At 56.4% G+C, this 14174-nt stretch carries 10 protein-coding genes and 1 pseudogene; 9 read left to right on the top strand and 2 right to left on the bottom strand.

Going from position 1 to position 14174, the window contains the following annotated elements; all coding sequences use genetic code 11:
- Window positions 1–7: 7 nt before the first annotated feature.
- From ileS to folA, 9 genes and pseudogenes are all read left to right on the top strand, one after another.
- Window positions 8–2827 carry an isoleucine--tRNA ligase gene (gene ileS, locus F3I15_RS11420; protein ID WP_150017990.1) on the top strand — a complete coding sequence of 940 codons (2820 nt, stop codon included), beginning with the start codon at window positions 8–10 and terminating at the stop codon, window positions 2825–2827.
- Entirely contained in the window at window positions 2827–3324 is a 498-nt protein-coding gene (gene lspA / locus F3I15_RS11415) for a signal peptidase II (protein ID WP_039382492.1), read from the top strand. The genes ileS and lspA overlap by 1 nt, the downstream gene beginning before the upstream one ends.
- Before the next feature lie 69 nt (window positions 3325–3393).
- Window positions 3394–3864 carry an FKBP-type peptidyl-prolyl cis-trans isomerase gene (gene fkpB / locus F3I15_RS11410; RefSeq protein WP_150017989.1) on the top strand — a complete coding sequence of 157 codons (471 nt, stop codon included), beginning with the start codon at window positions 3394–3396 and terminating at the stop codon, window positions 3862–3864.
- Complete coding sequence (gene ispH / locus F3I15_RS11405) at window positions 3845–4798, top strand: 4-hydroxy-3-methylbut-2-enyl diphosphate reductase (protein WP_150017988.1); 954 nt, start codon at window positions 3845–3847, stop codon at window positions 4796–4798. Before fkpB ends, ispH begins: the two co-directional genes overlap by 20 nt.
- 222 nt (window positions 4799–5020) lie before the next feature.
- On the top strand, window positions 5021–5836 hold the full coding sequence (dapB, locus tag F3I15_RS11400) for a 4-hydroxy-tetrahydrodipicolinate reductase (protein ID WP_150017987.1): 816 nt from the start codon (window positions 5021–5023) through the stop codon (window positions 5834–5836).
- A 466-nt stretch (window positions 5837–6302) separates the two neighbouring features.
- Window positions 6303–7447 (top strand): annotated as a pseudogene (gene carA / locus F3I15_RS11395) (glutamine-hydrolyzing carbamoyl-phosphate synthase small subunit).
- Between the two features lie 13 nt (window positions 7448–7460).
- A complete protein-coding gene (carB, locus tag F3I15_RS11390; RefSeq protein ID WP_150017986.1) occupies window positions 7461–10688 on the top strand; it encodes a carbamoyl-phosphate synthase large subunit in 3228 nt (1075 codons plus the stop codon).
- Between the two features lie 225 nt (window positions 10689–10913).
- On the top strand, window positions 10914–12056 hold the full coding sequence (locus F3I15_RS11385) for a porin (RefSeq protein WP_150017985.1): 1143 nt from the start codon (window positions 10914–10916) through the stop codon (window positions 12054–12056).
- Between the two features lie 269 nt (window positions 12057–12325).
- The gene (gene folA / locus F3I15_RS11380) at window positions 12326–12808 is read left to right on the top strand and encodes a type 3 dihydrofolate reductase (RefSeq protein ID WP_039382513.1); all 483 of its coding nucleotides are present in this window, start codon (window positions 12326–12328) and stop codon (window positions 12806–12808) included.
- Window positions 12809–12877: 69 nt separating this feature from the next.
- On the opposite strand, the gene apaH is transcribed toward folA, so the two are convergent.
- Both apaH and apaG read right to left on the bottom strand, forming a co-directional pair.
- Window positions 12878–13747, bottom strand: coding sequence for a bis(5'-nucleosyl)-tetraphosphatase (symmetrical) ApaH (gene apaH, locus F3I15_RS11375; protein ID WP_150017984.1), 870 nt, complete (start codon window positions 13745–13747; stop codon window positions 12878–12880).
- A 49-nt stretch (window positions 13748–13796) separates the two neighbouring features.
- On the bottom strand, window positions 13797–14174 hold the full coding sequence (gene apaG / locus F3I15_RS11370) for a Co2+/Mg2+ efflux protein ApaG (RefSeq protein WP_039382517.1): 378 nt from the start codon (window positions 14172–14174) through the stop codon (window positions 13797–13799).

Genomic DNA, 14174 nt, shown 5'->3' with positions numbered 1-14174 from the left:
GAATCTGATGAGTGACTATAAATCTACCCTGAATTTGCCGGAAACGGGGTTCCCGATGCGTGGCGATCTGGCCAAACGCGAACCGGGCATGCTGCAGCGCTGGTACGATGACAATCTCTACGGCATCATCCGCGCCGCCAAAAAAGGGAAAAAAACCTTCATCCTGCATGATGGCCCTCCGTACGCAAACGGCAATATTCATATTGGTCACTCTGTTAACAAGATTCTGAAAGATATTATTGTTAAGTCGAAAGGCATGGCAGGGTATGACTCACCCTATGTTCCGGGCTGGGACTGTCACGGCTTACCGATCGAGCACAAAGTTGAGCAGATGATTGGCAAGCCGGGCGAGAAAGTTAGCGCGGCGGAGTTCCGTGCCGCCTGCCGCAGCTATGCCGCTGAGCAGGTAGAAGGACAGAAAAAAGATTTTATCCGCCTTGGCGTGCTGGGCGACTGGGATCGACCCTATCTGACCATGAACTTCACGACCGAAGCCAACATCATCCGTGCGCTGGGTAAAATCATCGGTAATGGCCATTTGCATAAAGGCGCGAAGCCGGTGCACTGGTGCATGGATTGCCGTTCAGCGCTGGCGGAAGCGGAAGTGGAGTATTACGACAAAACCTCTCCGTCTATCGACGTGATGTTCAACGCGCTGGATGCCGACGCGGTGCGGTCAGCCTTTGGCGTCAGCGCCTCAGAGGGGCCGGTTTCACTGGTGATCTGGACCACCACGCCGTGGACCATGCCCGCCAACCGCGCAATCTCCCTGCATCCCGAATTTGAGTACCAGCTGGTCCAGATTGAGGGCCGCAGCCTGATCCTCGCTAAAGATCTGGTGGAGAGCGTGATGAAGCGTGCCGGCATCAGCGAGTGGCAGGTGCTGGGTGAATGCCAGGGCGCAGCGCTGGAACTGCAGCTGTTTCAGCATCCGTTCCTGACGCAGGTTCAGTCGAAAGTGGTGCTGGGTGAGCACGTGACGCTGGAAGCGGGTACCGGTGCGGTGCATACCGCGCCCGGACACGGCCCGGATGACTACGTAATCGGTCAGAAATATGGCATCGAGACCGCTAACCCGGTGGCACCAGATGGTACCTATCTGCCGGGCACTTATCCGTCGCTTGATGGCGTTAATGTCTTTAAAGCCAACGACATGATTGTTGAGCTGCTGAAAGAGAAGGGCGCGCTGCTTCACGTGGAGAAGCTGCTGCACAGCTATCCGCACTGCTGGCGTCACAAAACGCCAATCATCTTCCGGGCGACGCCGCAGTGGTTTATCAGCATGGATCAGCAGGGGCTGCGCGCGCAGTCGCTGAAAGAGATCAAAGGCGTGCAGTGGATCCCGGACTGGGGTCAGGCGCGTATCGAAGCGATGGTTGCCAACCGTCCTGACTGGTGCATCTCGCGTCAGCGTACCTGGGGCGTGCCTATGGCGCTGTTTGTGCATAAAGAGAGCGAGCAGCTGCACCCTGACACGCTGGAGCTGATGGAGAAAGTGGCGCAGCGCGTGGAGCAGGATGGCATTCAGGCGTGGTGGGATCTCGATCCGCGCGAACTGATGGGTGACGACGCCGATCTGTACGTGAAAGTGCCGGATACGCTGGATGTGTGGTTTGACTCCGGATCAACCAGCTTCTCGGTGGTCGATGCGCGTCCGGAGTTTGAGGGACACGCGCCGGATATGTATCTGGAAGGCTCCGATCAGCATCGCGGCTGGTTTATGTCGTCGCTGATGATCTCCACGGCGATGAAAGGCAAAGCGCCTTACCGTCAGGTACTGACCCACGGCTTCACCGTCGACGGTCAGGGCCGCAAAATGTCGAAATCAATCGGCAATACCGTGGCACCGCAGGATGTGATGGATAAGCTTGGCGCCGACATTCTGCGCCTGTGGGTCGCCTCTACCGACTACTCCGGCGAAATGGCGGTATCGGATGAGATCCTGAAGCGCGCAGCCGACAGCTATCGCCGTATTCGTAACACCGCACGCTTCCTGCTGGCTAACCTGGCGGGCTTTAACCCGGCCACTGACTGCGTTAAGCCAGAAGAGATGGTCGTGGTCGATCGCTGGGCGGTAGGACGTGCGCTGGCTGCACAGCAGGATATCGTTGCCTCCTATGAAAACTACGATTTCCATGAAGTGGTGCAGCGTCTGATGCACTTCTGCTCCATTGAGATGGGGTCGTTCTACCTCGATGTGATTAAAGATCGTCAGTACACCGCGAAGGGCGATAGCCTGGCGCGTCGCAGCTGCCAGACCGCGCTGTGGCACATTGTGGAGGCGCTGGTGCGCTGGATGGCGCCTGTCATGTCCTTTACCGCTGATGAGATTTGGGGCCATCTGCCGGGCGAACGCGCGCAGTATGTCTTCACTGAAGAGTGGTATGACAATCTGTTCGGCCTTGCAGCGGATGAGCCGATGAACGATGCGTTCTGGGCCGATCTGCTGAAAGTACGCGGCGAAGTTAACAAAGCGATCGAGCAGGCGCGCAGCGACAAGCGCATCGGTGGCGCGCTGGAAGCGACGGTCACGCTCTATGCGGAACCGGAACTGGGCGCGAAGCTGCAGGCGCTTGGCGACGAGCTGCGCTTTGTGCTGCTGACCTCCGGCGCGTCGGTAGCCGATTACGCAACGGCGAGCGATGAGGCGCAGCAGAGCGAGTTGCTGAAAGGGCTGAAAATCGCTCTGCATAAAGCAGAAGGCGAGAAGTGCCCGCGCTGCTGGCACTATACTACCGACATAGGCCAGAATCCGGAGCACGCCGACGTGTGCGGACGCTGTTACTCAAACGTAGCCGGCGACGGTGAAGTACGGAAATTTGCCTGATGACTAAACTCAGTTCTACCGGACTGCGCTGGAGCTGGCTGGTGCTGGTCGTTATCGGCATCGATATGGCCAGCAAGCTGTGGGTCATGAACAATATGATGTTGCATGAAACGCAGCCGCTGATGCCGTTTCTGAATCTGTTCTATGCGCATAACTATGGCGCTGCGTTCAGTTTCCTGGCAGACAAAGGTGGCTGGCAGCGCTGGTTCTTTGCCGGTATTGCCATTGCCATTGTGGTTGCACTGCTGGTGATGATGTATCGCAACCGCGCCAGCAACAGGCTCAGCAATATTGCGTATGCGCTGATTGTGGGCGGTGCGCTTGGCAACCTGTTCGATCGCGCCTGGCACGGTTTTGTCGTCGACTTTATCGACTTCTATGTCGGTAACTGGCACTTCGCCACGTTCAATATCGCTGACTGCGGCATCTGCATCGGCGCGGCGCTGGTGGTGCTTGAGGGATTCTTCAGCCCCAGCGGCAAAAAAGCAACATCCTGACGTCTGCTGCCTGCACGCCGGTCACGGCTGCAGGCACGGGCATGATGAAAAAGAGAGTAAGGGTAACCGATGACAGAGACAGTTCAGCCCGATAGCGCGCTGCTGGTGCATTTCACGCTCAAGCTGGAGGATGGCTCTACTGCCGAATCCACCCGTGCTAACGGCAAGCCTGCGCTGTTCCGTCTGGGTGACGGCAGCCTGTCGGCGGCGCTGGAGCGCGAGCTGCTGGGGCGCAAAGCGGGCGATCGGCTCGCCTTTACCCTGGCGCCGGAAGATGCGTTCGGCGCCAGCAGCCCGGATCTGATCCAGTACTTTTCGCGTCGCGACTTTATCGACGCGGGCGAGCCGGAAATCGGTGCGATTATGCTGTTCAGCGGCGTGGGCGGCAGCGAGATGCCTGGCGTAATCCGTGAAATTTCCGGTGACTCAATCACTGTGGATTTCAATCATCCGCTGGCGGGGCAGCCTGTCCGGTTTGATATCGAAGTACTGGAGATCGATCCGGTACTGGAGGATAACAATGCAAATCCTGTTAGCTAACCCGCGCGGTTTCTGCGCCGGTGTGGATCGCGCTATCAGCATCGTTGAGCGGGCGCTGGAGATGTATGGCGCACCAATCTACGTGCGTCATGAAGTGGTGCACAATCGCTATGTAGTGAGCAGCCTGCGCGAGCGTGGCGCGATCTTTATCGAAGAGATTGCTGAAGTGCCGGATGGTGCCATTCTGATCTTCTCAGCGCACGGTGTGTCACAGGCGGTACGCGCTGAGGCAAAAGCGCGCAATCTGACCATGCTGTTTGATGCCACCTGTCCGCTGGTAACGAAAGTCCATATGGAAGTGGCGCGTGCCAGCCGTAAAGGGGTTGAGGCGATCCTGATTGGTCACGCCGGTCATCCTGAAGTGGAAGGCACTATGGGGCAATACAGCAACCCTAATGGCGGCATGTATCTGGTGGAATCACCGGAAGATGTGTTTAAGCTGACCGTCAAAGATGAGAACAACCTCTGCTTTATGACGCAGACTACCCTGTCAGTTGATGACACCTCTGACGTCATTGACGCTTTACGTCAGCGCTTCCCGGCCATTATCGGCCCGCGCAAAGATGACATCTGCTATGCCACCACCAACCGGCAGGAAGCGGTGCGCGTGCTGGCACAGGATGCTGAAGTGGTGCTGGTGGTGGGCTCAAAAAACTCCTCTAACTCTAACCGGCTGGCTGAACTGGCGCAGCGCGCAGGCAAGCTGGCGAAGCTTATCGACTCCGCGGACGATATTCAGGAGGAGTGGGTAACCGGCGTAGAGTGTATTGGCGTGACGGCAGGGGCTTCTGCGCCCGATATTCTGGTACAGCAGGTGATCCAGCGCCTGCGCGAACTCGGTGGTGAAGCGGCCATTGAGCTGATTGGCCGCGAGGAAAATATCGTATTCGAAGTGCCAAAAGAGCTGCGCGTTGACGTGCGCAACGTGCAGTAAGCGCTTAACCTTTGCTACCGTATCAGGCCGACATTGTTCGGCCTTTTCTTTATGTACGGCTGCGTGCCTCGTCACAACCAGCCGCCGGGATTGCTTTTACTGATAATGTTTTATCGCTGTCCTGAAATTCTTATATCCCTTTTTTATTGTGGCGTGACGGTTAGCTGATGGTTAACCTGTTTACGCTTTGCATGCATAGTTTTGTATCAGGAATGAATAAATATGAGTGATATCCGCTTAGCTATTGTTGGTGCGCCGGGCCGCATGGGACGTAATCTGATTCAGGCCGCGCATCAGGCGGAAGGCGTGGCGGTGGGCGCTGCGCTGGCGCGCAGCGGCTCTTCACTGCTGGGTACAGACGCGGGTGAGCTGGCGGGCATCGGTAAAACCGGCGTCACCGTCACCGATGATTTGCTAAAGGTAGTGAACGATTTCGATGTGCTGATCGACTTCACGCGTCCGGAAGGCACGCTGGAGTATCTGGCCTTTTGCCGCCAGCATCAAAAGGCGATGGTGATTGGCACAACCGGTTTTGATGACGCCGGAAAAGCCGCAATTCGTGCAGCGGCAGAGGAGATCGGCATTGTGTTCGCTGCCAACTTCAGCGTTGGCGTCAACCTGATGCTGAATCTGCTGCAGCAGGCGGCCTCAGTGATGGGAGAGTATGCGGATATTGAGATCGTTGAGGCGCACCATCGCCATAAAGTTGATGCGCCCTCAGGAACCGCGCTGGCAATGGGTGAAGCCATTGCGGACGCCATGGAGTGGAAGCTGGAGGATCATGCGGTTTACGCGCGTGAAGGCCATACCGGTGAGCGCAAACCGCACACTATCGGTTTTGCCACGGTGCGCGCCGGCGATATCATTGGTGAGCATACTGCTCTGTTTGCTGATATCGGCGAACGGATAGAGATTAGCCATAAGGCTTCAAGCCGGATGACCTTTGCAAAAGGTGCCGTCCGGGCTGCTGTATGGGTTGAGTCGCGTAAAAGTGGTCTTTATGACATGCGAGACGTGCTTAATTTAGCAAGAAATTGATTGTTGTGAGCCATCGTGATGTGGTTTTTCAGTCGCTAGTGCATTGATTGGCAGGGCAATATTCTTATTGCCCTTTATTTTTGTCAAAATAACCTTTTCGTTATAAAATATCTTCGTAATGGCTTTATTTTCAAGTTAACTCATCTTTTTATCAGCCTGTAAGGTTAAATTTGACCATTTGGTCAAAAATTTTCCCTGACTTCCCTCATTTGGCGTTTATGGTGAGCAGGCAACCGATTAATCACCTCGCTAAGATGCTGCTTTTGACCTGTTTGTACTGTATTTATGTTATAGCCTCCGAAAAAGATAAAAAAACAGCCTCTCCGGGTAGACATCAGCAGAGGTGATCATTAGAATGCGCGCAATTTGCCAAAAATCGAGCAGTCAGGCGGTTTTTGCATTGATTCAGGCCAGCATTATGAATTAATATGCATATATTGTGACTGTTTATTCCCTGGAGGATGTTTTGATTAAGTCAGCGCTCTTGGTTCTGGAAGACGGAACCCAATTCCACGGTCGGGCCATCGGGGCTACGGGTTCGGCAGTGGGTGAGGTCGTTTTCAACACGTCAATGACCGGTTATCAAGAAATCCTTACTGATCCCTCCTATTCCCGCCAGATTGTTACTCTTACTTATCCCCACATCGGCAACGTTGGCGTCAATATCGCAGATGATGAATCAAACCAGATTCACGCTCAGGGCCTGGTGATCCGCGACCTGCCACTGATTACCAGCAACTTCCGCAGTGAAGAGAGCCTTTCTGCCTGGCTGCAGCGCAATAATATTGTCGGCATCGCTGATATCGATACGCGTAAGCTGACGCGTCTGCTGCGTGAAAAGGGCGCGCTGAACGGCTGCATCATTGCGGGTGACGCACCGGACGCCGCGCTGGCGCTGCAGAAAGCGCAGGCGTTCCCGGGGCTGAAAGGTATGGATCTGGCGAAAGAAGTGGCTACCACGGAGACTTACACGTGGCAGCAGGGGAGCTGGACGCTGCAGGATGGCCTGCCTGAGCAGCAGTCCGCTGACGCACTGCCTTACCACGTGGTCGCCTATGNGGCGCCAAGCGCAACATTCTGCGTATGCTGGTGGATCGCGGCTGCCGCCTGACGGTGGTACCGGCGCAGACGCCGGCAGAAGAGGTGCTGGCACTTAATCCGGACGGCATTTTTCTCTCTAATGGCCCGGGCGATCCGGAGCCGTGCGACTATGCAATCCGCGCGATTCAGGCGTTTCTGGAGACAGAAATCCCGGTATTTGGTATCTGCCTGGGTCATCAGCTGCTGGCGCTGGCCAGCGGTGCAAAAACTGTCAAGATGAAGCTGGGTCACCACGGCGGCAACCATCCGGTAAAAGATCTCGATAACAATACTGTGATGATCACCGCACAGAACCACGGTTTTGCCGTCGATGAGAGCCAGATACCGGCCAATCTGCGCGTGACGCATGTGTCGCTGTTTGACCAGACCGTGCAGGGTATTCATCGTACCGATAAACCCGCTTTCAGCTTCCAGGGACATCCGGAAGCGAGTCCTGGCCCGCACGATGCGGCGCCGCTGTTCGATCACTTTATCGAACTGATTGAAGCCTACCGTTCAAACGCGAAGTAATCAGGAGCCTCCGATGCCAAAACGTACTGACATAAAATCTATCCTGATCCTTGGCGCTGGCCCGATCGTTATCGGTCAGGCGTGTGAATTTGACTACTCGGGCGCACAGGCGTGTAAAGCGCTGCGTGAAGAGGGCTATCGCGTCATTCTGGTTAACTCCAACCCGGCGACCATCATGACCGACCCGGAAATGGCTGACGCGACTTATATTGAGCCAATTCACTGGGAAGTGGTGCGCAAAATCATCGAAAAAGAGCGCCCGGATGCGGTACTGCCTACCATGGGCGGGCAGACCGCGCTGAACTGCGCGCTGGAGCTGGAGCGCCAGGGCGTGCTGGAAGAGTTTGGCGTGACCATGATTGGCGCCACGGCTGACGCTATCGATAAAGCTGAAGATCGCCGTCGCTTTGACGTGGCGATGAAAAGCATCGGTCTCGATACCGCCCGTTCGGGTATCGCCCATACGATGGAAGAGGCGCTGAAGGTTGCGGAGGAGGTCGGTTTCCCGTGCATTATTCGTCCCTCCTTTACCATGGGCGGCACCGGCGGCGGTATCGCTTACAACCGCGAAGAGTTTGAAGAGATTTGTGAACGCGGCCTCGACCTCTCCCCGACCAACGAGCTGCTGATAGATGAGTCGCTGATTGGCTGGAAAGAGTATGAGATGGAGGTGGTGCGCGATAAAAATGATAACTGCATCATCGTCTGTTCAATTGAAAACTTCGACGCCATGGGCATTCACACCGGCGACTCCATCACCGTAGCACCAGCGCAGACGCTGACCGACAAAGAGTATCAAATCATGCGTAACGCCTCGCTGGCGGTGCTGCGTGAGATCGGTGTTGAAACCGGCGGCTCTAACGTTCAGTTCTCGGTCAACCCGAAAGATGGGCGTCTGATTGTCATCGAAATGAACCCGCGCGTGTCGCGCTCCTCCGCGCTGGCGTCCAAAGCTACCGGGTTCCCGATTGCTAAAGTCGCGGCTAAGCTGGCGGTGGGCTTTACGCTCGATGAGCTGATGAACGACATCACCGGCGGCCGCACGCCGGCGTCGTTTGAGCCCTCAATTGACTATGTCGTGACCAAAATCCCGCGCTTTAACTTTGAGAAGTTTGCGGGTGCCAACGATCGCCTCACGACACAGATGAAATCAGTGGGTGAGGTGATGGCGATTGGCCGTACCTTCCAGGAGTCGATGCAGAAAGCGCTGCGCGGCCTTGAAGTCGGTGCTAACGGCTTTGATCCAAAAGTGGATCTGGATGACGCCGATGCGCTGACCCGCATCCGCCGCGAGCTGAAAGACGCCGGCTCGGACCGCATCTGGTATGTTGCTGACGCGTTTCGTGCCGGTATGTCGGTGGATGGCGTATTTAATCTCACCAACATCGATCGCTGGTTCCTGGTACAGATTGAAGAGCTGGTGCGGCTGGAAGAGCAGGTTGCACGTGAAGGCGTTAACGCACTGGATGCCGGTTTCCTGCGTGCGCTGAAGCGTAAAGGCTTTGCCGATGCGCGTCTGGCAGCGCTGGCGGGTGTGGCAGAAAGCGAAATCCGCAAGCTGCGTCAGCAGTACAATCTGCATCCGGTCTATAAGCGGGTGGATACCTGTGCCGCTGAGTTCTCGACGGATACCGCCTATATGTATTCCACCTATGAGGAGGAGTGCGAAGCGAACCCGAATCAGGATCGTGACAAAATCATGGTGCTGGGCGGCGGACCAAACCGTATCGGCCAGGGTATCGAGTTTGACTACTGCTGCGTCCATGCATCGCTGGCGCTGCGTGAAGATGGTTATGAAACCATCATGGTTAACTGCAACCCGGAAACGGTCTCAACCGACTATGACACCTCCGATCGCCTCTACTTTGAGCCGGTTACGCTGGAAGATGTGCTAGAGATTGTACGGATTGAGCAGCCAAAAGGCGTTATCGTGCAGTATGGTGGCCAGACGCCGCTGAAACTGGCGCGTGCGCTCGAAGCAGCGGGTGTACCGGTTATCGGTACCAGCCCGGACGCGATTGACCGCGCTGAAGACCGCGAGCGTTTCCAGCAGGCGGTGGAGCGTCTGAAACTGAAACAGCCCGCTAACGCCACGGTTGCCACGCTGGAGCAGGCGGTAGAGAAAGCTGCCGGTATCGGTTATCCGCTGGTGGTGCGTCCTTCCTATGTACTGGGCGGCCGTGCGATGGAAATCGTCTATGACGAAGTGGATCTTAAGCGCTATTTCCAGACTGCGGTATCCGTCTCTAACGATGCGCCGGTGCTGCTGGATCGCTTCCTGGATGATGCGGTAGAAGTCGATGTGGATGCCATCTGCGACGGCGAGCGAGTACTGATTGGCGGCATCATGGAACACATTGAGCAGGCGGGTGTTCACTCCGGCGACTCAGCCTGTTCCCTGCCAGCCTATACGCTGAGCAGCGAGATCCAGAACGTGATGCGTCAGCAGGTTGAGAAGCTGGCGTTTGAACTTAACGTACGCGGTCTGATGAACGTGCAGTTTGCGGTCAAAGATAACGAGGTTTACCTGATTGAGGTGAATCCGCGTGCGGCACGTACCGTTCCCTTTGTCTCCAAGGCTACCGGCGTACCGCTGGCCAAAGTGGCGGCGCGCGTCATGGCGGGCAAAACCCTGCTGGAGCAGGGCGTGACGGAAGAGGTCATTCCGCCTTACTACTCGGTGAAAGAGGTGGTGCTGCCGTTTAATAAATTCCCGGGCGTCGATCCGATTCTGGGGCCGGAAATGCGCTCCACCGGTGAGGTGATGGGCGTCGGCCGTACCTTTGCTGAAGCCTTTGGTAAAGCGATGCTGGGCGCGCAGAGCAACATGAAGAAAAGCGGTCGTGCGCTGCTCTCGGTGCGTGAAGGCGATAAAAAGCGCATCGTCGATCTGGCGGCTAAGCTGCAGAAGTTTGGCTTTGAGCTGGACGCTACCCACGGTACGGCGGTGGTGCTGGGTGAAGCCGGTATCAATCCACGCCTGGTCAATAAGGTGCATGAGGGACGCCCGCATATTCAGGATCGCCTGAAGAACGGTGAATACACCTATATTGTTAACACCACGGCGGGACGTCAGGCGATTGAAGACTCTAAGCTGATTCGCCGCAGCGCGCTGCAGTATAAAGTGCATTATGACACCACGCTGAACGGCGGCTTCGCGACGGCGATGGCCCTGAATGCAGATCCCACTGAGAAAGTGATTTCAGTGCAGGAGATGCATGCGCAGCTGAAAGGCAAATAAGCGCAGCGTCCGTAAGAGACAGCGGCCCCGTATGGGGCCGTTTTTTTTGCCTGAAACAGAACAGCCGTAGCAAACCTGCTGATTTGGCTTAACTTTTAGCTATTGGTGCTGCTGTCTCTCTCTTTAAGATTTTTCGCACAAAATTATAACCCGCGATCCGGTGAGGGCGCCTTACTATCTGGCGCGCTCAACCATAGAGCCTTTACCTTCACCGGAAAATATAAAATGAACATGCGTGCTTTGACTCTTAGCGCAGTGGCTGCGTTACTTATGGCTGCGCCGCTCGCCAGCCAGGCTGAAATTACTCTGCTGAAGCAGGACCCGCAGGCGAACAATGCGTTCGATCGCCTTGGCTTTAAAGTGGGCGGCAGTATTCGCCCGCAGTTTATGCATCAGAATGGCGTAAATGACACATCCTACAAGCGTAATGGCTACGACGGCGGCTCGCGCTTCCGCTTTGGCGCAGACTACGCGATCGCAGAAGATCTGAGCTGGGTAGGCTACTACGAGCTGGGCGTTAACTTCCCGGCGTGGTGGGGCTGGGACCATCACTATGCCAGCGGCGCACGCGATACCTCACGTCGTCAGCTCTATACCGGTTTTAAAAGTGCCAGCCTCGGCGAACTCTATTTTGGTCAGCAAAACAGCGTCTATTACGATGTGGTTGGCGCAAAAACCGATATCTGGGATTACGACATGCTGGCCCAGGGTTCCGGCGTCGGTATCAACGGCGATTACGACGGCAGCTATCGCTCGCGCAAAATGCTGAAGTATAAAACCCGTGCCGGCGCCGCCGATCTGTACGCCTCTTATCTGTTTGAGGATACCGAATATCTGCCGGGTAACGGCCTGCGCTACAAGCGCAACGGCGGCGGATCGCTGGGTGTCAACTATCACATCAGCGATGAGCTGGCGTGGGGAACCGCGTGGAATTATACCCGTGCCACCGTACGCAATCCGGGCAACGGCGACAGCGAGCGCTACGATCAGAATATCTGGGGCACCTCGGTCAGCTGGACGCCGGATAGCTGGACGCTGGCGGCAGGCGCCGGCTGGTATCAGAACTTTGCGCCAACCCGCCTGAAGAGCGCAACAAACTACTTTGCGGATGACGCGTGGGGCATCGAGTATTTTGCCGGTTATAAATTTGCTATAGGCCAGTACGCGGTGAAAACCCTTCAGCCTTACGTGATGGGCGATCGCCTGGAGTTCGTCAACGGACGCCACTATAAGCGTATCGATAATGGCATGGGCATCAGTGCGCAGCTCGACTACGGCTTCCGCGTTGATTATGAATATGTCATCACCTCCGATACCAGCAAGGCGCTGGGCAACGTGAACCTGGTCCGTCTGCGTTACGACTTCTGATGAGTGCAGCGGCTCCCCGCGGAGCCGCTCAGTGCGCTTTTCTTTACACTCTTTCTGAAATCCTGCCGCTAATGCCGCTGAGTTGTGCCAGCTGCGCAGTCGAATATGGCGGCTCTCTCCGTTAATCGCAGTAAAGTCGGTGTAAAGCTCTGCCCGGCAGCCTGAATCTGGCGGCAAAAGAGCTTTACGCAAATAGCACGGCTGGCCTATCGACGAAACTTTCGCCTTTACGTATCATTGCGCCAATTTTTTCCAGCAGGTTTTTAATCATGATTAGTCTGATCGCAGCACTGGCTGCGGATCGCATTATTGGTATGGAAAACGCCATGCCGTGGCATTTACCCGCCGATCTCGCCTGGTTCAAACGCACTACGCTGAATAAACCGGTGATCATGGGGCGTCTGACCTTTGAATCGATTGGCCGTCCGCTGCCAGGCCGGCTCAATATTGTGGTCAGCAGCCAGCCCGGTACGCACGAGGGGGTGACCTGGGTTACTTCACCGGAAGCGGCAATCGAGGCAGCCGGTGACGCAGAAGAGATTATGGTGATTGGCGGCGGCCGTATCTATGAGCAGATGTTGCCCCGCGCCGATCGTCTTTACCTGACGCACATTGATGCTGAAGTGGAAGGGGACACGCAGTTCCCTGATTACGAGCCAGATGAGTGGCAGTCGACGTTCAGCGAGTTCCACGATGCGGATGCGCAAAATTCGCACAGCTACTGCTTTGAGATCCTGGATCGTCGTCGTTAATTGATCCCTGCCAGGCGTGCATAAATGCGCGCCCTGCGCAAAAGCCCCGCTGATATCGCGGGGCTTTTTTTATGGATTGTTGCTCAGCGGAGGAGTCGCGGCGGCGCCTTCAGCGGCCAGTACGGCTTCACGCCGGGAGCGCTGCACATAATATTGCTGTGTTTCCCAGTGCAGCAGCGTCAGCGTGCCGCCCCAGCAGCAACCGGTATCCAGACCAATAACGTGTTCGGGTGTGCCTTTGCCTTCAAGGGAGGCCCAGTGGCCGAAAATCTGCGTGTAGTCGCTGCCCATTTTACCCGGCACGTTGAACCAGGGCCGCAGCGGCGGCGGAGCGGAGTCGGGCGCCTCTTTGCAGATCATATCCAGCTGGCCGTTAGGGAAGCAGAAACGCATGCGCGTCAGGGCATTCGTACTGAATCGCAGGCGCGCCAGGCCGCTCAGCTCCGGTGTCCAGTTGTTGGGCATATCGCCATACATGGCGTCCAGAAACAGCGGATAGCTGTCGCTGGAGAGCACCGCTTCTACTTCACGCGCGCACGCTTTTGCCGTCGCGAGATCCCACTGCGGGGTAATGCCGGCATGCGCCATGACGAGCTTTTTCTCTTCATCCACCTGCAGCAGCGGCTGGCGCCGCAGCCAGTTGATCAGCGCATCAGCATCGTCCGCCTCCAGCAGCGGCGTCAGACGGTCTTTCGGTTTATTACGGCTGATGCCGGCGAAAACCGCCAGCAGGTGCAGGTCATGATTACCCAGCACCATGCGTACGCTGTCACCCAGTGATTTTACGTAGCGCAGCACATCAAGTGAACCGGGACCGCGCGCCACAAGGTCGCCGGTCAGCCAGAGTTCATCCTGCTGCGGATCAAAGCTTACCTGCGCCAGCAGCGCGCGCAGCTCATCGTAACAGCCGTGGATATCGCCAATCAGATATGTACTCATGATATCAGTCCGGTAAAACGCGCCGCCCGGACGAGCCGGGCGGGGGAGATCAGTGAATGTGGGTTTGCACGGCGAGGCGAAACACCGGGATATCGACGTTAAAGGCGCTGCCCTCTTCATCGATCATAACGTAGTGGCCCTGCATGGTGCCCATCGGCGTTTCCAGAATCGCCCCGCTGGTATACTGGTATTCGCCACCCGGTTCGATAAACGGCTGCTCGCCTACTACGCCATCGCCCTGAACTTCCGTTTCGCGGCCGTTGCCGTTGGTGATCAGCCAGTAGCGGCTGCGCAGCTGAACGCGCGTGCGCCCGGGATTGCGGATAGTGATGGTATAGGCAAACACGTAGCGATCCTCGTCCGGTGAGGATTGCGATTCCACATACTGACTCAGTACCTGAACACAGACGCGCGCCATATCACTCAT

Origin of the sequence: Pantoea sp. M_9, assembly GCF_008631385.1 — a bacterium.
Classification (GTDB): domain Bacteria; phylum Pseudomonadota; class Gammaproteobacteria; order Enterobacterales; family Enterobacteriaceae; genus Pantoea; species Pantoea eucrina.
Note: the sequence above shows the minus strand (reverse complement) of the source record. Positions and strands in the feature narration are given on the sequence as shown.

Coding starts and splice junctions, on each gene's coding strand:
- dapB (WP_150017987.1), top strand. CDS start 5,021: ATGAGTGATATCCGCTTAGCTATTGTTGGTGCGCCGGGCCGCATGGGA.
- folA (WP_039382513.1), top strand. CDS start 12,326: ATGATTAGTCTGATCGCAGCACTGGCTGCGGATCGCATTATTGGTATG.
- ileS (WP_150017990.1), top strand. CDS start 8: ATGAGTGACTATAAATCTACCCTGAATTTGCCGGAAACGGGGTTCCCG.
- carB (WP_150017986.1), top strand. CDS start 7,461: ATGCCAAAACGTACTGACATAAAATCTATCCTGATCCTTGGCGCTGGC.
- lspA (WP_039382492.1), top strand. CDS start 2,827: ATGACTAAACTCAGTTCTACCGGACTGCGCTGGAGCTGGCTGGTGCTG.
- apaG (WP_039382517.1), bottom strand. CDS start 14,174: ATGAGTGATATGGCGCGCGTCTGTGTTCAGGTACTGAGTCAGTATGTG.
- fkpB (WP_150017989.1), top strand. CDS start 3,394: ATGACAGAGACAGTTCAGCCCGATAGCGCGCTGCTGGTGCATTTCACG.
- apaH (WP_150017984.1), bottom strand. CDS start 13,747: ATGAGTACATATCTGATTGGCGATATCCACGGCTGTTACGATGAGCTG.
- F3I15_RS11385 (WP_150017985.1), top strand. CDS start 10,914: ATGAACATGCGTGCTTTGACTCTTAGCGCAGTGGCTGCGTTACTTATG.
- ispH (WP_150017988.1), top strand. CDS start 3,845: ATGCAAATCCTGTTAGCTAACCCGCGCGGTTTCTGCGCCGGTGTGGAT.